We start from the raw sequence: 14385 nt of genomic DNA, 5'->3' as shown, positions 1-14385 counted from the left end.
ACCGGGGAATGAGCCAGGCCGAGTTCGCGGTCAACTTCTTCGTCGCGCTGTTTGCCCTGATCGATCCGATCGGCAACGTGCCCCTGTTCGCCGCCTCGACCGCGGGCGCGAAGTCGCGGGACCGGGCCTGGATCGCGCTGTACATCTCGCTCTTCGTCCTGGGCTTCCTGACGTTCTTCTACTTCTCGGGCCTCAGCCTGCTGGAGTTCTTCGGCATCTCGCTGCCGGCGTTCCGGATCGCGGGTGGGGTCATCCTGTTCCTTTTGGGCCTCGAGATGGCCCGCGACGACTTCACCGCCACCTACGCGGAGGCGGCCGACGCCCCCGTGGGCTCGGGCCGCGCCTTCGCGCGCAAGCGGTTCGAGCGGATGATCGTGCCGTTCGCCATGCCGCTGCTGATCGGGCCGGGCGCGATCTCGACGGTGGTCATCTACGCCAGCCAGGCGCGCGCCTTCGGCCTGCAGGGGGCGGCGGTGGGCGTGGGCGTGATCGGCGCAGTGGCGCTGGCGACCCTGCTGTCGTTCCTGGCGACGCCGATCATCAGCCGCATCCTGGGCCGTATCGGCCTGACCATCGTGGTCCGCGTGCTGGGCCTGATCCTCTGCGCCCTGGCCGTGCAGTTCATCCTGGCCGGGTTCGCTGACAGCACCACGGGCTTCATCCGCCCCGGCGTCGCCAACCCCTACGGGCACTGACTACGTCTTCCGCACCCGTCCGCCCTGGCTGGCCATCAGCTTGAGGGCCAGATTCTCGGGCACCAGGCGGGCGAGGCTGGTGACGATCTTGTAGGTCGCGCCCGGGACACAGACCAGGCGGTTGGCCTCGACCGCGCGCCATCCGGCCTCCACGACGTCGTCGGCCGACATCCAGATCCACTTCGGCGTCGAGCTGGCGGCGCGCTCGCGCGTGCCGTTCGCATCGTGGAACTCGGTATAGGTGAAGCCGGGGCAAAGCGCGCTGACGTGGACGCCGTCCGGGGCGGCTTCCAGGTGCAGGCTCTGGGAGAAGCGGACCAGGAAGGCTTTCGACGCCCCGTACAAGGTGTGCCCCGCGGCTGGCGGCACGAGACCCGCCACCGAGGCGACATTGACGATCCGGCCGAACCGCCGCGCCCGCATCCCGCCCAGCACACCGTGCGCCAGCTCGCAGGGGGCCGTCACCATCACCTGCACGAACGCGGCCTGATCGGCCCAGGTCGTCTCGGCATAGACGCCGGGCAGCCCGTAGCCGGCATTGTTGATCAGGACGTCCACGTGACGGCCCTGGTCGGCGATCGCGTCGAGCAGGGCTTTGGGGGCCTCGGGCAGGGCGAGGTCGGCGGCGATCGTCAGCACATCCACGCCATAGGCGGCTCTCAATTCGGCGGCGAGCGTGTCCAGGCGCGGGATCCGCCGGGCTGTCAGGGCGAGGTCGTAGCCGCGGCGGGCCAGACTGCGCGCGAAGGCGGCGCCGATGCCCGCCGAGGCGCCTGTCACCAAAGCCAGCCTGCGTTCCATTCCCGGTCCTTGCGTTCGCCTCGAAACTGGGGCCCGTAGAGATCTGTTCAAAGCTGCGGTTGCATGCCGCTCCCGCGACAAGGACCGCAACGTTGAACGCCGTCGGGATCGGGTGTATTGGCGCCCGCCGCGACGGCATCGGGCCGCCTTGGGAGCCTATCGGCCTCCCGGAGAATTTTGATGGCTGATCCGGCCGTCGACGCCAAGGCGTCCGAAGACACGTCGCACGCCAACGGGCACGCCAACGGACATGGCAAGGAGGGATTCTGGGCCCTCGCGCTGGGTTCGGTGGGCGTCGTGTTCGGCGATATCGGCACCAGTCCGCTGTACGCGATGCGCGAGGCGCTGGGGCATGCCCGCGGCGGCGGGGGCGGCGAGGCCGCCGTCCTGGGCGTCGTGTCGCTGGTGACCTGGGCGCTGATCCTGATCGTCACCGTCAAGTACGTCGTCTTCCTCATGCGGGCCGACAACAAGGGCGAAGGCGGCACGCTGGCCCTGATGGCGCTGGCCCAGCGGGTCAGCCCCGGCGGCCGTTCGCTGGTCATCTTCCTGCTGGGGATGTTCGGCGCCGCCCTGTTCTACGCCGACGGCATCATCACCCCGGCCGTCTCGGTTCTGGGCTCCATGGAAGGGATGAAGGAAATCCCGGGCATCGGGGATCAGCTGGGCAAGTTCGTGCTGCCCGGCGCGGCGGCCATCCTGGTGGCCCTGTTCCTGATCCAGTCGCGGGGCACCGCCAGCGTGGCCCGGCTGTTCGGGCCCATCACCGCGCTCTGGTTCGTGACCCTGGGCGTCCTGGGCCTGATCCACATTGGCGACGACCTGTCGATCTTCCGCGCTCTTCTGCCCCACTACGGCGTGGCGTTCCTGATCGACAACGGGTTCCTGGGCTTCATCATCCTGGGCAGCGTGTTCCTCGCCGTCACCGGGGCCGAGGCGTTGTATGCCGACATGGGTCACTTTGGGAAAAAGCCGATCCGGATGGCCTGGGTGGCGCTGGTCCTGCCCTCGCTGGTGCTGAATTACCTGGGCCAGGGCGCGCTGGTGCTGGCCAATCCCGAAGCGCGAGCCAACCCCTTCTTCCTGATGATCCCGGAGATCGCCTATTGGCCGGTCTGGCTGCTGTCGATCGCCGCCACCGTGATCGCCAGCCAGGCGGTGATCACCGGCGCCTTCTCGATGACCCAGCAGGCGGTCCAGCTGGGCCTGTTCCCGCGCATCGACATCCGCCGCACCTCGGAGACCCAGGCCGGGCAGATCTATGTGCCGATGGTCAACACCGTGCTGCTGGTCGGCGTGCTGGTGCTGCTGGTGATGTTCCGCACCTCGTCGAATCTGGCCGCCGCCTACGGCATCGCGGTCACCGGGGCGATGTTCGTCGACACGCTGCTGTTCTTCTACATCATCCGCTACATGTGGAAGCGGCCGCTGTGGCAGGCGGTGTGCGCCTGTACCGCCTTTGGCTTCCTCGACATGGTGTTCATCTCGTCCAACCTGCTGAAGATCCCGCAGGGCGCCTGGCTGCCGCTGGTGCTGGGGGCGGCCCTGGTGGTCATGATGTGGACCTGGAACCGGGGCGCGCAGATCCTGTCGGAGAAGACCCGCCGGGACTCGGTCTCGCTGCTGGAGCTCGCCGACATCCTCAAGGCCCGCGCTCCGCACAGGGCGCCCGGCACGGCGATCTTCCTGACCTCGGATCCCGACACCGCCCCCGTCGCGCTGATGCACAACCTCAAGCACAACAAGGTGCTGCACGAGAAGAACATCATCCTGACGATCCACACCGCCGAAACGCCGCGGGTCCGCGAGGAGGACCGGGTGCGGATCGAGCCGGTGAACGACGACTTCAAGAAAGTGATCATCGGCTACGGCTTCATGGAGAGCCCGAACGTGCCGAAGGCGCTGGGGCTGTGCCGCAAGCTGGGCCTGAAGTTCGACATCATGGCGACGTCGTTCTTCCTGGGTCGCCGTTCGGTCGTGCCCTCGGCGCAGTCGGGCATGCCGCTGTGGCAGGACAAGCTGTTCATCTTCCTTATGAAGAACGCCGCCAACCCCACCGACTTCTACAAGATCCCGCCCGGCCGCGTGGTCGAGATGGGGACGCAGGTCACCGTCTGACATGCTGACCGTCCTGCATTACGTCGCCGACGCCATGTGGATCCTGGCGATGGCCCTGATCGCCTCCACCAGCCACGGGGCGCTGAAGCGCGTGCCGGCGACGGTGAAGATGCCGATGTGGGGCGGCGTGCGCTTGGCCCGCAACCTGGCGCTGGGCATCATGTTCGGCGCCCCGCTGCTGATCGGGCTGGGCCTCTCGGCCACCTCGTCGGCGGGCGGGCTGGACGGCCAGAGTGCGCTGATCCTGTTCCTGCTGCGGGTTACCCTGGCGGGAGCCTTCGCGACCGTCTGCCTGACCTGGCTCCGAGGCAGCCTGCGAACGCTCGAGGACGAAGGCGCGGTTCGCGCCTGAACCGCCCTTTCTTCTTGAACGGGGGCCCCGCGTGCCCTTTAAGGCGCGCGACTTCCGACACTCCTACCTGAAGGCTCCCATCGACATGGCCGACAAGCCCAAGAAGGTCGTCCTCGCCTATTCCGGCGGCCTCGACAGCTCCACCATCGTGAAGTGGCTGCAGACCGAGTTGGGCGCCGAAGTGGCGACCTTCACGGCCGACCTGGGCCAGGGCGAGGAGATCGAGCCCGCGCGCCGCAAGGCCATGACCCTGGGCGTGAAGGAGGAGTACGCCTTCGTCGAGGACGTGCGCGAGGAGTTCGTGCGCGACTACGTCTTCCCGATGTTCCGCGCCAACACGGTGTATGAGGGCCAGTACCTGCTGGGCACCTCGATCGCGCGGCCGCTGATCGCCAAGAAGCAGATCGAGATCGCCCGCAAGATCGGCGCGGACGCCGTCGCCCACGGCGCGACCGGCAAGGGCAACGACCAGGTCCGGTTCGAGATCGCCTACTATGCGCTGGAGCCCGACATCCGCGTCGTGGCCCCCTGGCGCGAGTGGGACTTCAAGAGCCGCGAGGCCCTGCTGGACTTCGCCGAGAAGCACCAGATCCCGATCACCAAGGACAAGCGCGGCGAGGCCCCCTTCAGCGTCGACGCCAACCTGCTGCACTCCTCGTCCGAGGGGAAGGTGCTGGAAGACCCGGCGGTGGAGGCCCCCGAGTTCGTGCACATGCGCACGATCAGCCCCGAGGCCGCGCCCGACACGCCGACCGTCTTCACCATGGACTTCGAGAACGGCGACCCCGTGGCCATCGACGGCCAGAAGCTGTCGCCGGCGGCGCTGCTGACCAAGCTGAACCAGTTGGGCCACGACAACGGCGTCGGCCGCCTCGACCTCGTCGAGAACCGCTACGTCGGCATGAAGTCGCGCGGCGTCTACGAGACCCCCGGCGGCACGATCCTGCTGCACGCCCACCGAGGGATGGAGTCGATCACGCTGGACCGCGGGGCCATGCACCTGAAGGACGAGCTGATGCCGAAGTACGCGTCGCTCATCTACAACGGCTTCTGGTTCGCACCAGAGCGCGAGATGCTGCAGGCGGCGATCGACTACAGCCAGAAGAAGGTGACCGGCCAAGTCCGGGTGAAGCTCTACAAGGGCAACGTCACCGTCATCGGCCGCACCTCGCCCTACTCGCTGTACGACCAGGAGCTGGTCACCTTCGAGGAAGGCAAGGTCGCTTACGACCACCGCGACGCGGCGGGCTTCATCAAGCTCAACGCGCTGCGCCTGCGCGTGGCGGCCAAGCGCGACAAGCGGGGGTAGGTTCACGCCCCGCCCCTCCCCCTTGTGGGGAGGGACAGGCGGCGAAGCCGCCAGGGTGAGGGAGTCGCGATCCTCGCCACCCTCTGAGTTCTGGCCTTCACGCCCTTACCCTGGCCGCTGGCGCGGCCTGTCCCTCCCCATCAAGGGAGGGAAGTCGGCCGGTTCCCCTTCGGCGCGGATGGCGCCAAGGTCACCCGTACTAAGGCCGCGGTTGTCGAACGGCCGATCGGGGGAACCACAAGATGCCATCTCACGCCTACGTCGCCATTGTCACGCTGCTGGCGCTGCTGACCTACTTCTGGATGGGCCTGCAGGTGGGCCGGGCGCGCGCCAAGAGCGGCATCGCGGCGCCGGCCATGACGGGCGATCCCGTGCTCGAGCGCACCATCCGCGCTCACTACAACACCCTGGAATGGCTGCCGCTGTTCCTGGTCCCGCTGTGGCTGTTCGCGATCTACTGGAGCGATCTGATCGCCGCCATCGTGGGGCTGGTCTGGATCGTCGGGCGGGTGCTCTACCAGCTGGGCTATGTGGCCGATCCCAAGAAGCGGGAGGCGGGCTTCCTGATCCAGGCGCTGGCCGTGGCCGTACTTCTGTTCGGGTCCCTGGGCCGGCTGATCTATGTGCTGGCCGTCACCGGGGCCTGACACGCGGCAACCACAATTGCGGCGAAGTGTTGTGAAACATACGTTCCCAGCAGGGGACCTCGAGTTCGAGACCGTCAGATGTTCAGGAAGTTCATGACCTTCGCCGCGGCAGCCTCGCTCAGCGCGGGTCTCGCCGCGTGCGCGACGCCCACGCCGTACCAGCCCAACCTGAAGGGCCAGAGCGCGTCGGGCGGCTATTCCGAGATCCGCGTCGAGCCCAACCGCTTCCGGGTCAACTTCGCCGGCAACTCGCTGACCACCCGCGAGACCGTCGAGGGCTACCTGCTGTTCCGGGCGGCAGAGCTGACCGTGCAGAACGGCTACGACTGGTTCGCCGTCGTGGATCGCGACACCGACAAGCAGAGCCGCACCTATGTCGAGCCCGACCCGTTCTATCGCCCGTGGTACGGCTCTTACGGCTTCTGGCGCCCGTCGTGGCGCTACTACGGCCGCCTCTACGGCTGGCGCGGCTGGGATCCCTTCTGGGGCGACCCCTTCTGGGCCGACCGCGTCGATGTGCGCACCATCGAGCGCTACGAGGCCTCAGCCGAGATCGTCATGCAGAAGGGCCCCAAGCCCGAAGCCGACCCCAAGGCCTTCGACGCCCGCGCGGTGATCGACAACCTCAGGCCCCGGGTCCAGTACCCGCAGCCGAAGAGCTGATCTAACGCAGCGCCGAGCGGGGCGTCGGTGAGAGCCGGCGCACCACGGGCCGGCTTTCCAGACGTTCCGCCAGCTCGGGTGCGACCCCGGTCTTCCAGCCGGGGCGCGCCTCGAGGCGGCGTAACGCCTGGCTGTAGGCCTCGGGGCTTTCGGCCCTGGTGAACCAGACGAACAGCTTTTCGCCCTCGCGAACCGGAAGGCGCGGATAGCTGTTGGCCTCGCGCACCGGCAGGAACGTCGCCGTGACGGGCAACCCGGAGGCCTCGAGTTCGGGCTTTACGGTGGTCTCGAAGAAGGCCGTGAACTCTGCGTCCGGCTCGGCCCACAGCGGCCAGAGGTTGGCGATCAGGAGGCCACCCGACGGCGACGCCGCGCCGGGTTTCGCCCTTGGCGGCGGGGCCGCGAAACCGTGCCCGGCCGGCCTGAGAAGCAGCACGTTGTCGCTGTCGAGGATGAAGCTGTTGGCCTCGTTGCGCTTCGCCTTCCAATGGTCGCCCGAATAGAAGGCCGTCAGCGCCTGCTCCCGCGACCGCATGTCCGGAAAGGCGCGGATCCAGGTGAAGCGGTTCGGGTCGTCCAGGTCGCGGAACTGACCCAGCAGCGTGATCCCCACCGCCTCCTGGGTCTCGACGAACTCGCGGTCGAACAGCGCCACGAAGCCATCGCGGCCGCCCGGCGTCAGACGGTATTGCCGCAGCTCCAGCACCTGGGCCGACGCGATGCTCGCGCTCAGCGCCAGCGCGCCCAACGCCATCCCGAGAGTCTTCATGGCCGTTACTCCAAGCCGTGCGGGACGAGGGTGCGCCAGAAAAGGCGCCATCCGCTGTCAGCTATTTTCTGGCATTGTCGGAAAGATGCTCGCCAGCCGTCTCCTCTCGATCCTGCTGACCCTACAGGCCAAGGGGCAGGCCACCGCCCGAGAGCTGGCCGAGCGCTTCGAGGTGTCGGTGCGCACGATCTATCGCGACGTGGACGAGCTCTCGGCCGCCGGCGTGCCGATCTACGCCGAGAAGGGGCGGAACGGCGGCTTCCGGCTGTTGGATGGCTATCGCACCCGCCTGACCGGCCTGAACCGCGACGAGGCCGAGGTCCTGTTCCTGGCCGGCCTGCCGGGCGCGGCGGCGCAGCTGGGGCTGGGCGAGGCGCTGCAGCGGATGCGGCTCAAGCTGCTGGCCGCGCTGCCCGACCAGACCCGTGGCGACGCCGAGCGGGTCGGCGCGCGCTTTCATGTCGATCCGGTCTCCTGGTTCAGGGGCGCCGACGAGCAGGCCCTGCTGCCCGAGCTGGCCGTGGCGGTCTGGAGCGGCCGGCGCGTGCGGCTGCGCTACGACAGCTGGGCCAAGGTGGTCGATCGCGAGGTCGACCCGCTGGGCGTCGTGCTCAAGGCGGGCGTCTGGTACCTGGTGGCCGCGGTGGGCGGGGCGCCTCGGACCTATCGCGTCGCGAGCATCCAGGCCCTGGAGGTGCTGGACCAACCCGCCCAGCCAGTCGCGGGGTTCGACCTCGCCGCGTTCTGGGCCGCCTTCTGCCGAGAATACGAGGCCCGCATGCAGACCGGCCATGCGCGCCTCCTGGCCACCGACAGCGCGCTGCGCCGTCTCGCGCGCGAAAGCGCCGCCATCGCGCTGGCGGTCCGCGACGCCGGCGCGCCCGACGACCGCGGGCGCCGGGACATCACCATCCCCATCGAGACCGGCAGCGAAGCCGTCGCCACGCTTCTGCGGCTGGGCGACCAGGTCGAGGTGCTGGAGCCGCCGGAGCTGCGCCTGGCGATGGCGGAGGCGGCGCGACGGTTGGCGCGCGTGTACGACTAGCCGCGCCCGGATCTGCGAATGCTAAGCCGCCGCCGTCTTGGCCCCAGCGTCGTCCACGCTCACCGCCTCGGCGATCGCCTGGTACAGCCGCCCGGCGTCGATGGGCTTGGCCACGTGGCCGTCGAAGCCCGCGTCCAGGTACTCTGACACCTGATGGGCCATGGCGTTGGCGGTCAACGCCAGGATGGGCGTGCGCGGGCGGCCCTGCGCGAGCTCCGCGGCGCGGATGGCGCGGACCGCCTCGACGCCGTCCATGATCGGCATCTGGACGTCCATCAGGATCACGTCCCACTCGCCGTCCCGCCAGGCGGCGACCGCCGCGGCCCCATCGCCCACCACGTCCGGCGCCACGCCCACCTGGCCCAGCAGGGTGGTGAGCACCAGCTGGTTCACCGCATTGTCTTCCGCGGCGAGCACCCGAAGCGAGACGTCGCTGTCCGCCAGGCCGGCGTCCAGCGTGTCGGCCGCCGGGGCCGCGGCCGCCTGCTCGACGCGTGGCAGCGGCAGAGTGACGACGAAGCGGCTGCCCTGCCCCGGCTGGCTCTCCACCGTGACCGACCCGCCCATCAGTTCGGCCAGTTCTCGACAGATCGACAAGCCCAGGCCGCTGCCGCCGTAGCGGCGGGTGGTGGAGGAATCCACCTGCTGGAAGCGGCTGAACAGGCGCGCGAGGTCGGCGGGCGCGATGCCGATGCCGCTGTCGGTCACGACCACGGTCAGCACATCGTTGGGCGCGGCCACCGTCAGGCCGATCTCGCCCGCCTCGGTGAACTTCACGGCGTTGGACAGGAGGTTGTAGAGGATCTGGCGCACCCGTGTGGGATCGCCCCGGAACCCGCCGCGCGCCGTAGGATCCAGGTGCAGACGGAAGGCCAGGCCCTTGGCGGCGGCCTGAGGCGCGAAGGCCTCCTGGGCGCCGCGCACGGTGGCCTCGAGGTCGAAGGCGATCTCCTCCAGCTCCAGCCGCCCGGCCTCGACCTTGGACAGGTCGAGCACGTCGTTGAGGATGGTCAGCAGGCTCTGGCCCGACTGGCGGATCACCGACAGGCTCTGGCGATGGCCGGGCTTCAGGTCGGGCTCGGCCGACAGCGCCTGGGCCATGCCCAGCACCCCGTTCAGCGGCGTACGGATCTCGTGGCTCATCCGCGCCAGGAACTCGCTCTTGGCCAGGCTGGCGGCCTGCATGGCGAACTGCGCCTCCTGCAGCGCCCGCGACTTCGTCAGGCTGACCCACATGCAGAGCAGCGCGTGGCTGGAGACCGCCGCCATCGCAATGCAGACGATCAGCTGGTCGGTCCCGGTAAAGTGCGGCGTCACGATCGGCATGACCATCGGGACCACCACCGACGGCAGGGTGGGCAGCGCCGCGCCCGGCGAGTGGGCGTGCAGGGCCTGGATGTAGAGCAGGTGGCCCGCGAAGAATCCGGCGCCGGCCAGCTGGCACGCCGCGCTGCTGTCGGCCCAGAGCAGCACCCCGGCCAGGCTCCAGATCGGCACGGCGACGGCGTAGACGGCGACACAGGCGGCGATCTGACCCGGCGACAGCGTCTGGGCGCGGGCCACGCTGCGGGTGACCATCAGCATCACCGCTTCGCTGAACAGGGCCGCAGACGCCCAGAAGATTGCGGGCAGCCAGCCGACGCCCAGGCCCACGAAGCCAAAGACAAAGGCGCACATGAGCAGGCGCACGGGCGCATAGGCGAAGATGCCCGCCGCGGCCGCCTTGAACCTCTCGTCGAACAGTCGCCCCAGCACGACGACGACGCCCCCCTGTATTCTTCTTTCCGCTACGGTAGATGCAGCCGGTACAATGTAGAGTTAACGCGCGGACGAAGCTTGACTATTCCGCGAGTGGCTCGGGCGTTCCGCGGCCGCGCCGGGAACTTGCGTGGATGCGCGTCCAAGCCGTGGCGGGCGACGAATAGGTATGTGTCGGAGCTTTGCCTGATCCGACCTTTGCGGTGTCGTCTGGCGTTTTTGGAGTATCATGCGGTGCAGGTGCTGGAGGGTGTGCGCATGCGTCGGGTGGATCGGACCCACCGATGTCAGAAGGGCTGGACGGCGATCGCGGTCGCCGTGGCGGTCAACGTGTCGTTCGCCGGCGGCGCGTGGGCGGCCCAGCGCGTCGCCCTGATCATCGGCGTCTCGAAATACGACAAGGTCCCGGCGCTGGTGAACCCGGCAAAGGACGCCAAGCTGGTGCAGGCGACGCTGCAGAAGCTGGGCTTCCAGGTGACCACGCTCACCGACCCCAACCGCATGCAGCTGCTCGAAGGTCTGGGCGCGTTCGAAGAGGCCGCGAAGGGCTCGGAAGCTGCGGTGATCTACTACGCCGGGCACGGCGCGATGATCGACGGCGTGAACTACCTGCTGCCCAAGGACGCGGTCTCCACCAGCAAGACGACCCTGACGGCCAGTTCGCTGGAATCCGCCAGTCTGGGCCAGGCCCTGTCGGGCGCGAAGTCGGTGCGTCTGATCATCCTGGACGCCTGCCGCAACAACCCGACCGCCACCCGCAGCCTGGGCGGCAACACCCGCGGCCTGGCGCGCGAGACCGGCCCGACCAGCGTCTCGGTGGTCACGCTGATGGCCGCCGCCCCCGGACAGGTGGCGCAGGACGGCGTCGCAGGCGCCGCCAACAGTCCCTTCGCCATCGCCCTGACCCAGGGCATGACGCGCCCGGGCGCCACCGTCGGCGAGCTGCCCGGCTACGTGCAGGCCGAGGTCGAGCGGATGACCGAGGGCGAGCAGACGCCCGACCTGCAGGGCATCTGGCGCAATGTGAACTGGACATTCGATCCCAACGGCCCGCCCAAGCAGGTCGCCGCCGCCGCGCCGGGCGCCGACCCCACGAAGATCAAGTGGGAGAAGGACCAGGTCTTCTGGACGTCGATCAAGGACTCGGACGATCCGGCCGACTTCCGGGCCTACATGGAGGCCCAGGACCGGGGCGAGATCACCGGCTCGTTCCGCAAGCTGGCGTTCAACCGGATCAAGGCGCTCGAGAAGCTGCCGGCCGGCTCGTTCCAGGTGGCCTCGCGCTCGGCCACGCCCGGCCAGGAGCTGGTCACCTCGGCGCGCGACGCCTTCTCCCGCGCCGACTACGCCAGCGCCGCGCGCGACTGGAACGCGGCGGCGAAACTGGGCAACGGCGCGGCCATGTACAACCTCGGCGTCATGTCGCTGACCGGCAAGGGCGCGCCCAGGGACGTGGCCGCCGCCGCGCGCTGGTTCAAGGCGTCGGCCGACGCCGGCCACTCGGGCGGGATGGTCAACTGGGCGCTCTGCCGCCTGAACGGCTTCGGGACCGCCAAGGACGAGGCCGACGGCTTCCGCATCCTGCAGCAGGCGGCCAACAAAGGCTCGGCCACCGCCATGGGGATGCTGGCCGAGGCCTACCTGCGGGGCCGCGGCGCCGCCGCCGACGCCCGCCAGGCGGCCGGCTGGCTGCAGAAGGCGGTGGATGCGGGCGACGGGCCGTCGATCGCTCAGCTGGCCGATCTCTATGAACAGGGCCAGGGCGTGCCGCGCGACCCGCGCCGCGCGTTCAGCCTCTACCAGCGCGCCGCCACGGCCGGCGACACCGATGCCATGGTCCGCCTGGGCTATGCCTACGAGGACGGCGAGGCGGTGATGAAGGACGAGGTCCAGGCCGCCACCTGGTACCAGCGCGCCGCCGAACTCGGGAATTCCGAGGGCATGTCCAGCCTGGCGGTGATGCTGGAGACCGGGACCGGCCTGCCGCAGGACTATGCGCGGGCCGCGGAATACTACCGGGCCGCGGCCAACGCCGGCGACGCCCGCGGCTATCTCGGCCTGGGCAGCATGACCGCGCGCGGCGCGGGCGTGCGCCAGAACCCGGCCGAGGCCGTTCGTCTCTTCCAGGCCGCCGCCGACCGCGGCAGCCCGCTGGCCATGCGCAATCTGGCCATCATGTACGAGAGCGGTCAGGGTGTTCGGGCCGACCGCAAGAAAGCGATCGAATGGTACCGCAAGGCCGCACAGGGCGGCGATGAAGCTTCGCGTGACGAGCTGGCGCGGCTCGGAGCGCAGTAGGCGATGGGGGTTAGGATGCTCAAGTCTCGACAATTCCGCGCAACGGTCAGCGCCATCGCGCTGCTCGGCCTCAGCGTTCAGCCGCTCTGGGCCCAGAGCAAGGGCGGCAAGGACGCGATCCTGAACGCCTGCGAGGCCCAGCGCGCGCCGCTGGTGAAGCTGGACAAGGAATACGACGACCTCAAGAAGTCGAAGATGAGCGCCGCGATTGGCGAAGGCCTCAAGACCGGCGCCATGGTGCTGGCCAAGGGCGTGATGAGCGGCGGCATCGGCGGCCGCGGCGGCGGCGGGTTCGGCGGCATGGGCGGCATGAGCAGCCTGATGGGCGGCGTCGCCAACATGGCCATGCAGAGCGCGGCCCAGCAGCAGACGGCGCAGAACGGCGGCGCCCAGCCCGCCCCGTCGGCCACGCTGTTCGGACCCGACATGCTGTCGGGCGCGATGGGCCTCAACGTGCCGGGCGTCAGCAACGTCGGCTTCGGCGGCGGCGACAACATGAAGGCCTATGCCGCCCTGGCGGTGCTGGTGGCCATCGTGGCGACGGCCGACGCCTATGCGAAGCTCAAGGAACAGGAAGCCGGCGGCGACCTGAAGAAGGCCTCGTTCAACATCGACCAGGACGCGGGCCGCCAGCTCGCCGTCACCCGTTCGATCGTCGACAACGGCAACGCGCTTGTGGAATGCCGGGCCGCCCAGCTCACCGACATCAACACCCGCCTGGCCAGCGCCAGCACCGACAAGGACCGCAAGGCGATCCGTCGCGAGCGCACCGACCTTCTGGGAGCCCTGAAGAAGGACATCGACGTCACCGGCGGCGTGGTCGACCAGCACACGGGGATGTCCAAGACCTTCACGCAGGGCCGCGCCATGACTGACGGCTCTTCGGAGGCCGAGGTGCTGGGCAACCAGGCCCCGGCCTACGCCACGGCCGCCAACACGACCAGGCTGGCCATGCCCCAGGCGGGCCAGCAGGCCCAGGTGCAACAGGTCAACAACCCGCAGCCGCAGGCCGCCCCGCCGCCCAGCAATATGGTCGCGATCCGCGCCACCGCCGTGCGCTCGGCGCCCGTGGCGTCGGCCGCGGCGGTGACGAATCTGCCGGTAGGCCGCGCGATCACGCCCAAGTCGGGGCCGGACGGCGGCTGGTACGAAGTGGAAGTGGGCGCCACCACCGGCTACGTCCGCGCCGCCGACCTGGGCCCGCCCGGATCGGCCCCCGCCGCCCCCGCGCCGACCGGCAAGGCCGCCGCCGCCGGACGCGGCAAGGGCGCCCCGGCCAAGGCCGCGCCCCCGCCGCCGGCCGTCCAGGGTCCCACCAATATCCGCGCCTACAACCAGTCGGTCATCGCTGCCCGCGACAACGGCAAGGGCCGCCTCTCGGCCCTGATGACCGACATCCAGGCGGCGCAGCGCAAGGAGACCATCTTCTATGCGCTGCTGGAACGCGTGGGTCTCGGGTAGCCAGGATACTCGACCCCGTCCTTGCCGACGGGGTCGCCGCATTCCGAGCAGACCACCCTCGGCTGGAACTCGTGGCCGCAGGCCTTGTGGCGGCGGCGCAGGGGCTTGGCGCCCGCCTTCGGCCGCCAGGTCTCGCCCCACTGGGCCATCAGCATCACGACGAGGCCCAGAGCCCGACCCTGATCGGTGAGGCGGTAGTCGTGGCGCGGCGGCCGCGCCTGATAGGGCTCGGCCTGCAGCACGCCCTCTTCGACCAGGTGCGCGAGGCGCCGTGCGATCAGCGTTCGGCTGCATCCCAGCCGCTCATGGAAGACGTCGAACCGGCTCACGCCGCGCAGCGCGTCGCGCAGGATCAGGATCGTCCAGCGGTCGCCCAGGACCGCCTGGGCCCGCGCCACCGGACAATCGTCGCTCTCCAGCTCGTTCCACCGCATCGGTTGGCCTGCGCCGCCTTCGTTCGTTGACGTCC

The 14385-nt window shown here is 69.5% G+C and carries 13 protein-coding genes; 9 read left to right on the top strand and 4 right to left on the bottom strand.

Annotated features, from left to right (window positions below):
- Positions 1-8: 8 nt before the first annotated feature.
- Complete coding sequence (locus ACQ66R_RS12780; RefSeq protein WP_430422503.1) at positions 9-695, top strand: MarC family protein; 687 nt, start codon at positions 9-11, stop codon at positions 693-695.
- On the opposite strand, the gene ACQ66R_RS12775 is transcribed toward ACQ66R_RS12780, so the two are convergent.
- The gene (locus ACQ66R_RS12775; RefSeq protein ID WP_430422501.1) at positions 696-1496 is read right to left on the bottom strand and encodes an SDR family NAD(P)-dependent oxidoreductase; all 801 of its coding nucleotides are present in this window, start codon (positions 1494-1496) and stop codon (positions 696-698) included.
- Positions 1497-1676: 180 nt separating this feature from the next.
- Here ACQ66R_RS12775 and ACQ66R_RS12770 point away from each other — a divergent pair, with 180 nt between their 5' ends.
- From ACQ66R_RS12770 to ACQ66R_RS12750, 5 genes are all read left to right on the top strand, one after another.
- Positions 1677-3614 (top strand): potassium transporter Kup, encoded by a 1938-nt coding sequence (locus ACQ66R_RS12770; RefSeq protein WP_430422499.1) that lies wholly within the window; start codon positions 1677-1679, stop codon positions 3612-3614.
- A 1-nt stretch (position 3615) separates the two neighbouring features.
- A complete protein-coding gene (locus tag ACQ66R_RS12765) occupies positions 3616-3966 on the top strand; it encodes a hypothetical protein (RefSeq protein WP_430422497.1) in 351 nt (116 codons plus the stop codon).
- 85 nt (positions 3967-4051) lie between these two features.
- A complete protein-coding gene (locus ACQ66R_RS12760; RefSeq protein WP_430426293.1) occupies positions 4052-5275 on the top strand; it encodes an argininosuccinate synthase in 1224 nt (407 codons plus the stop codon).
- A 242-nt stretch (positions 5276-5517) separates the two neighbouring features.
- Entirely contained in the window at positions 5518-5922 is a 405-nt protein-coding gene (locus ACQ66R_RS12755; protein WP_430422495.1) for an MAPEG family protein, read from the top strand.
- A gap of 78 nt (positions 5923-6000) precedes the next feature.
- Positions 6001-6585, top strand: a complete 585-nt coding sequence (locus tag ACQ66R_RS12750) for a CC0125/CC1285 family lipoprotein (RefSeq protein WP_430422493.1) — start codon at positions 6001-6003, stop codon at positions 6583-6585.
- Between the two features lies 1 nt (position 6586).
- On the opposite strand, the gene ACQ66R_RS12745 is transcribed toward ACQ66R_RS12750, so the two are convergent.
- Positions 6587-7354 (bottom strand): NIPSNAP family protein, encoded by a 768-nt coding sequence (locus ACQ66R_RS12745; protein ID WP_430422491.1) that lies wholly within the window; start codon positions 7352-7354, stop codon positions 6587-6589.
- Between the two features lie 85 nt (positions 7355-7439).
- Between ACQ66R_RS12745 and ACQ66R_RS12740 the strand changes: the two genes are divergently transcribed.
- Positions 7440-8399, top strand: a complete 960-nt coding sequence (locus tag ACQ66R_RS12740) for a helix-turn-helix transcriptional regulator (protein WP_430422489.1) — start codon at positions 7440-7442, stop codon at positions 8397-8399.
- A gap of 21 nt (positions 8400-8420) precedes the next feature.
- Here the strand turns inward: ACQ66R_RS12740 and ACQ66R_RS12735 are convergent, their stop codons facing one another.
- The gene (locus ACQ66R_RS12735) at positions 8421-10154 is read right to left on the bottom strand and encodes an ATP-binding protein (RefSeq protein WP_430422487.1); all 1734 of its coding nucleotides are present in this window, start codon (positions 10152-10154) and stop codon (positions 8421-8423) included.
- A 261-nt stretch (positions 10155-10415) separates the two neighbouring features.
- Between ACQ66R_RS12735 and ACQ66R_RS12730 the strand changes: the two genes are divergently transcribed.
- Together ACQ66R_RS12730 and ACQ66R_RS12725 are read left to right on the top strand one after the other, a co-directional pair.
- Positions 10416-12455, top strand: coding sequence for a caspase family protein (locus ACQ66R_RS12730; protein WP_430422485.1), 2040 nt, complete (start codon positions 10416-10418; stop codon positions 12453-12455).
- Between the two features lie 15 nt (positions 12456-12470).
- Positions 12471-13916: an SH3 domain-containing protein gene (locus tag ACQ66R_RS12725; RefSeq protein WP_430422484.1), complete on the top strand. Its 1446-nt coding sequence runs from the start codon at positions 12471-12473 to the stop codon at positions 13914-13916.
- Here ACQ66R_RS12725 and ACQ66R_RS12720 read toward each other — a convergent pair.
- Positions 13883-14350, bottom strand: a complete 468-nt coding sequence (locus ACQ66R_RS12720; protein WP_430422482.1) for a winged helix-turn-helix transcriptional regulator — start codon at positions 14348-14350, stop codon at positions 13883-13885. The two genes, ACQ66R_RS12725 and ACQ66R_RS12720, sit on opposite strands and share 34 nt — an antisense overlap.
- Between the last annotated feature and the right edge of the window lie 35 nt (positions 14351-14385).

This window comes from Phenylobacterium sp. (assembly GCF_965284355.1).
In the GTDB taxonomy this organism is placed as follows: Bacteria; Pseudomonadota; Alphaproteobacteria; order Caulobacterales; family Caulobacteraceae; genus Phenylobacterium.
The sequence above is the reverse complement of the archived record's forward strand: the minus strand, read 5'-3'. Positions and strand labels throughout refer to the sequence as shown.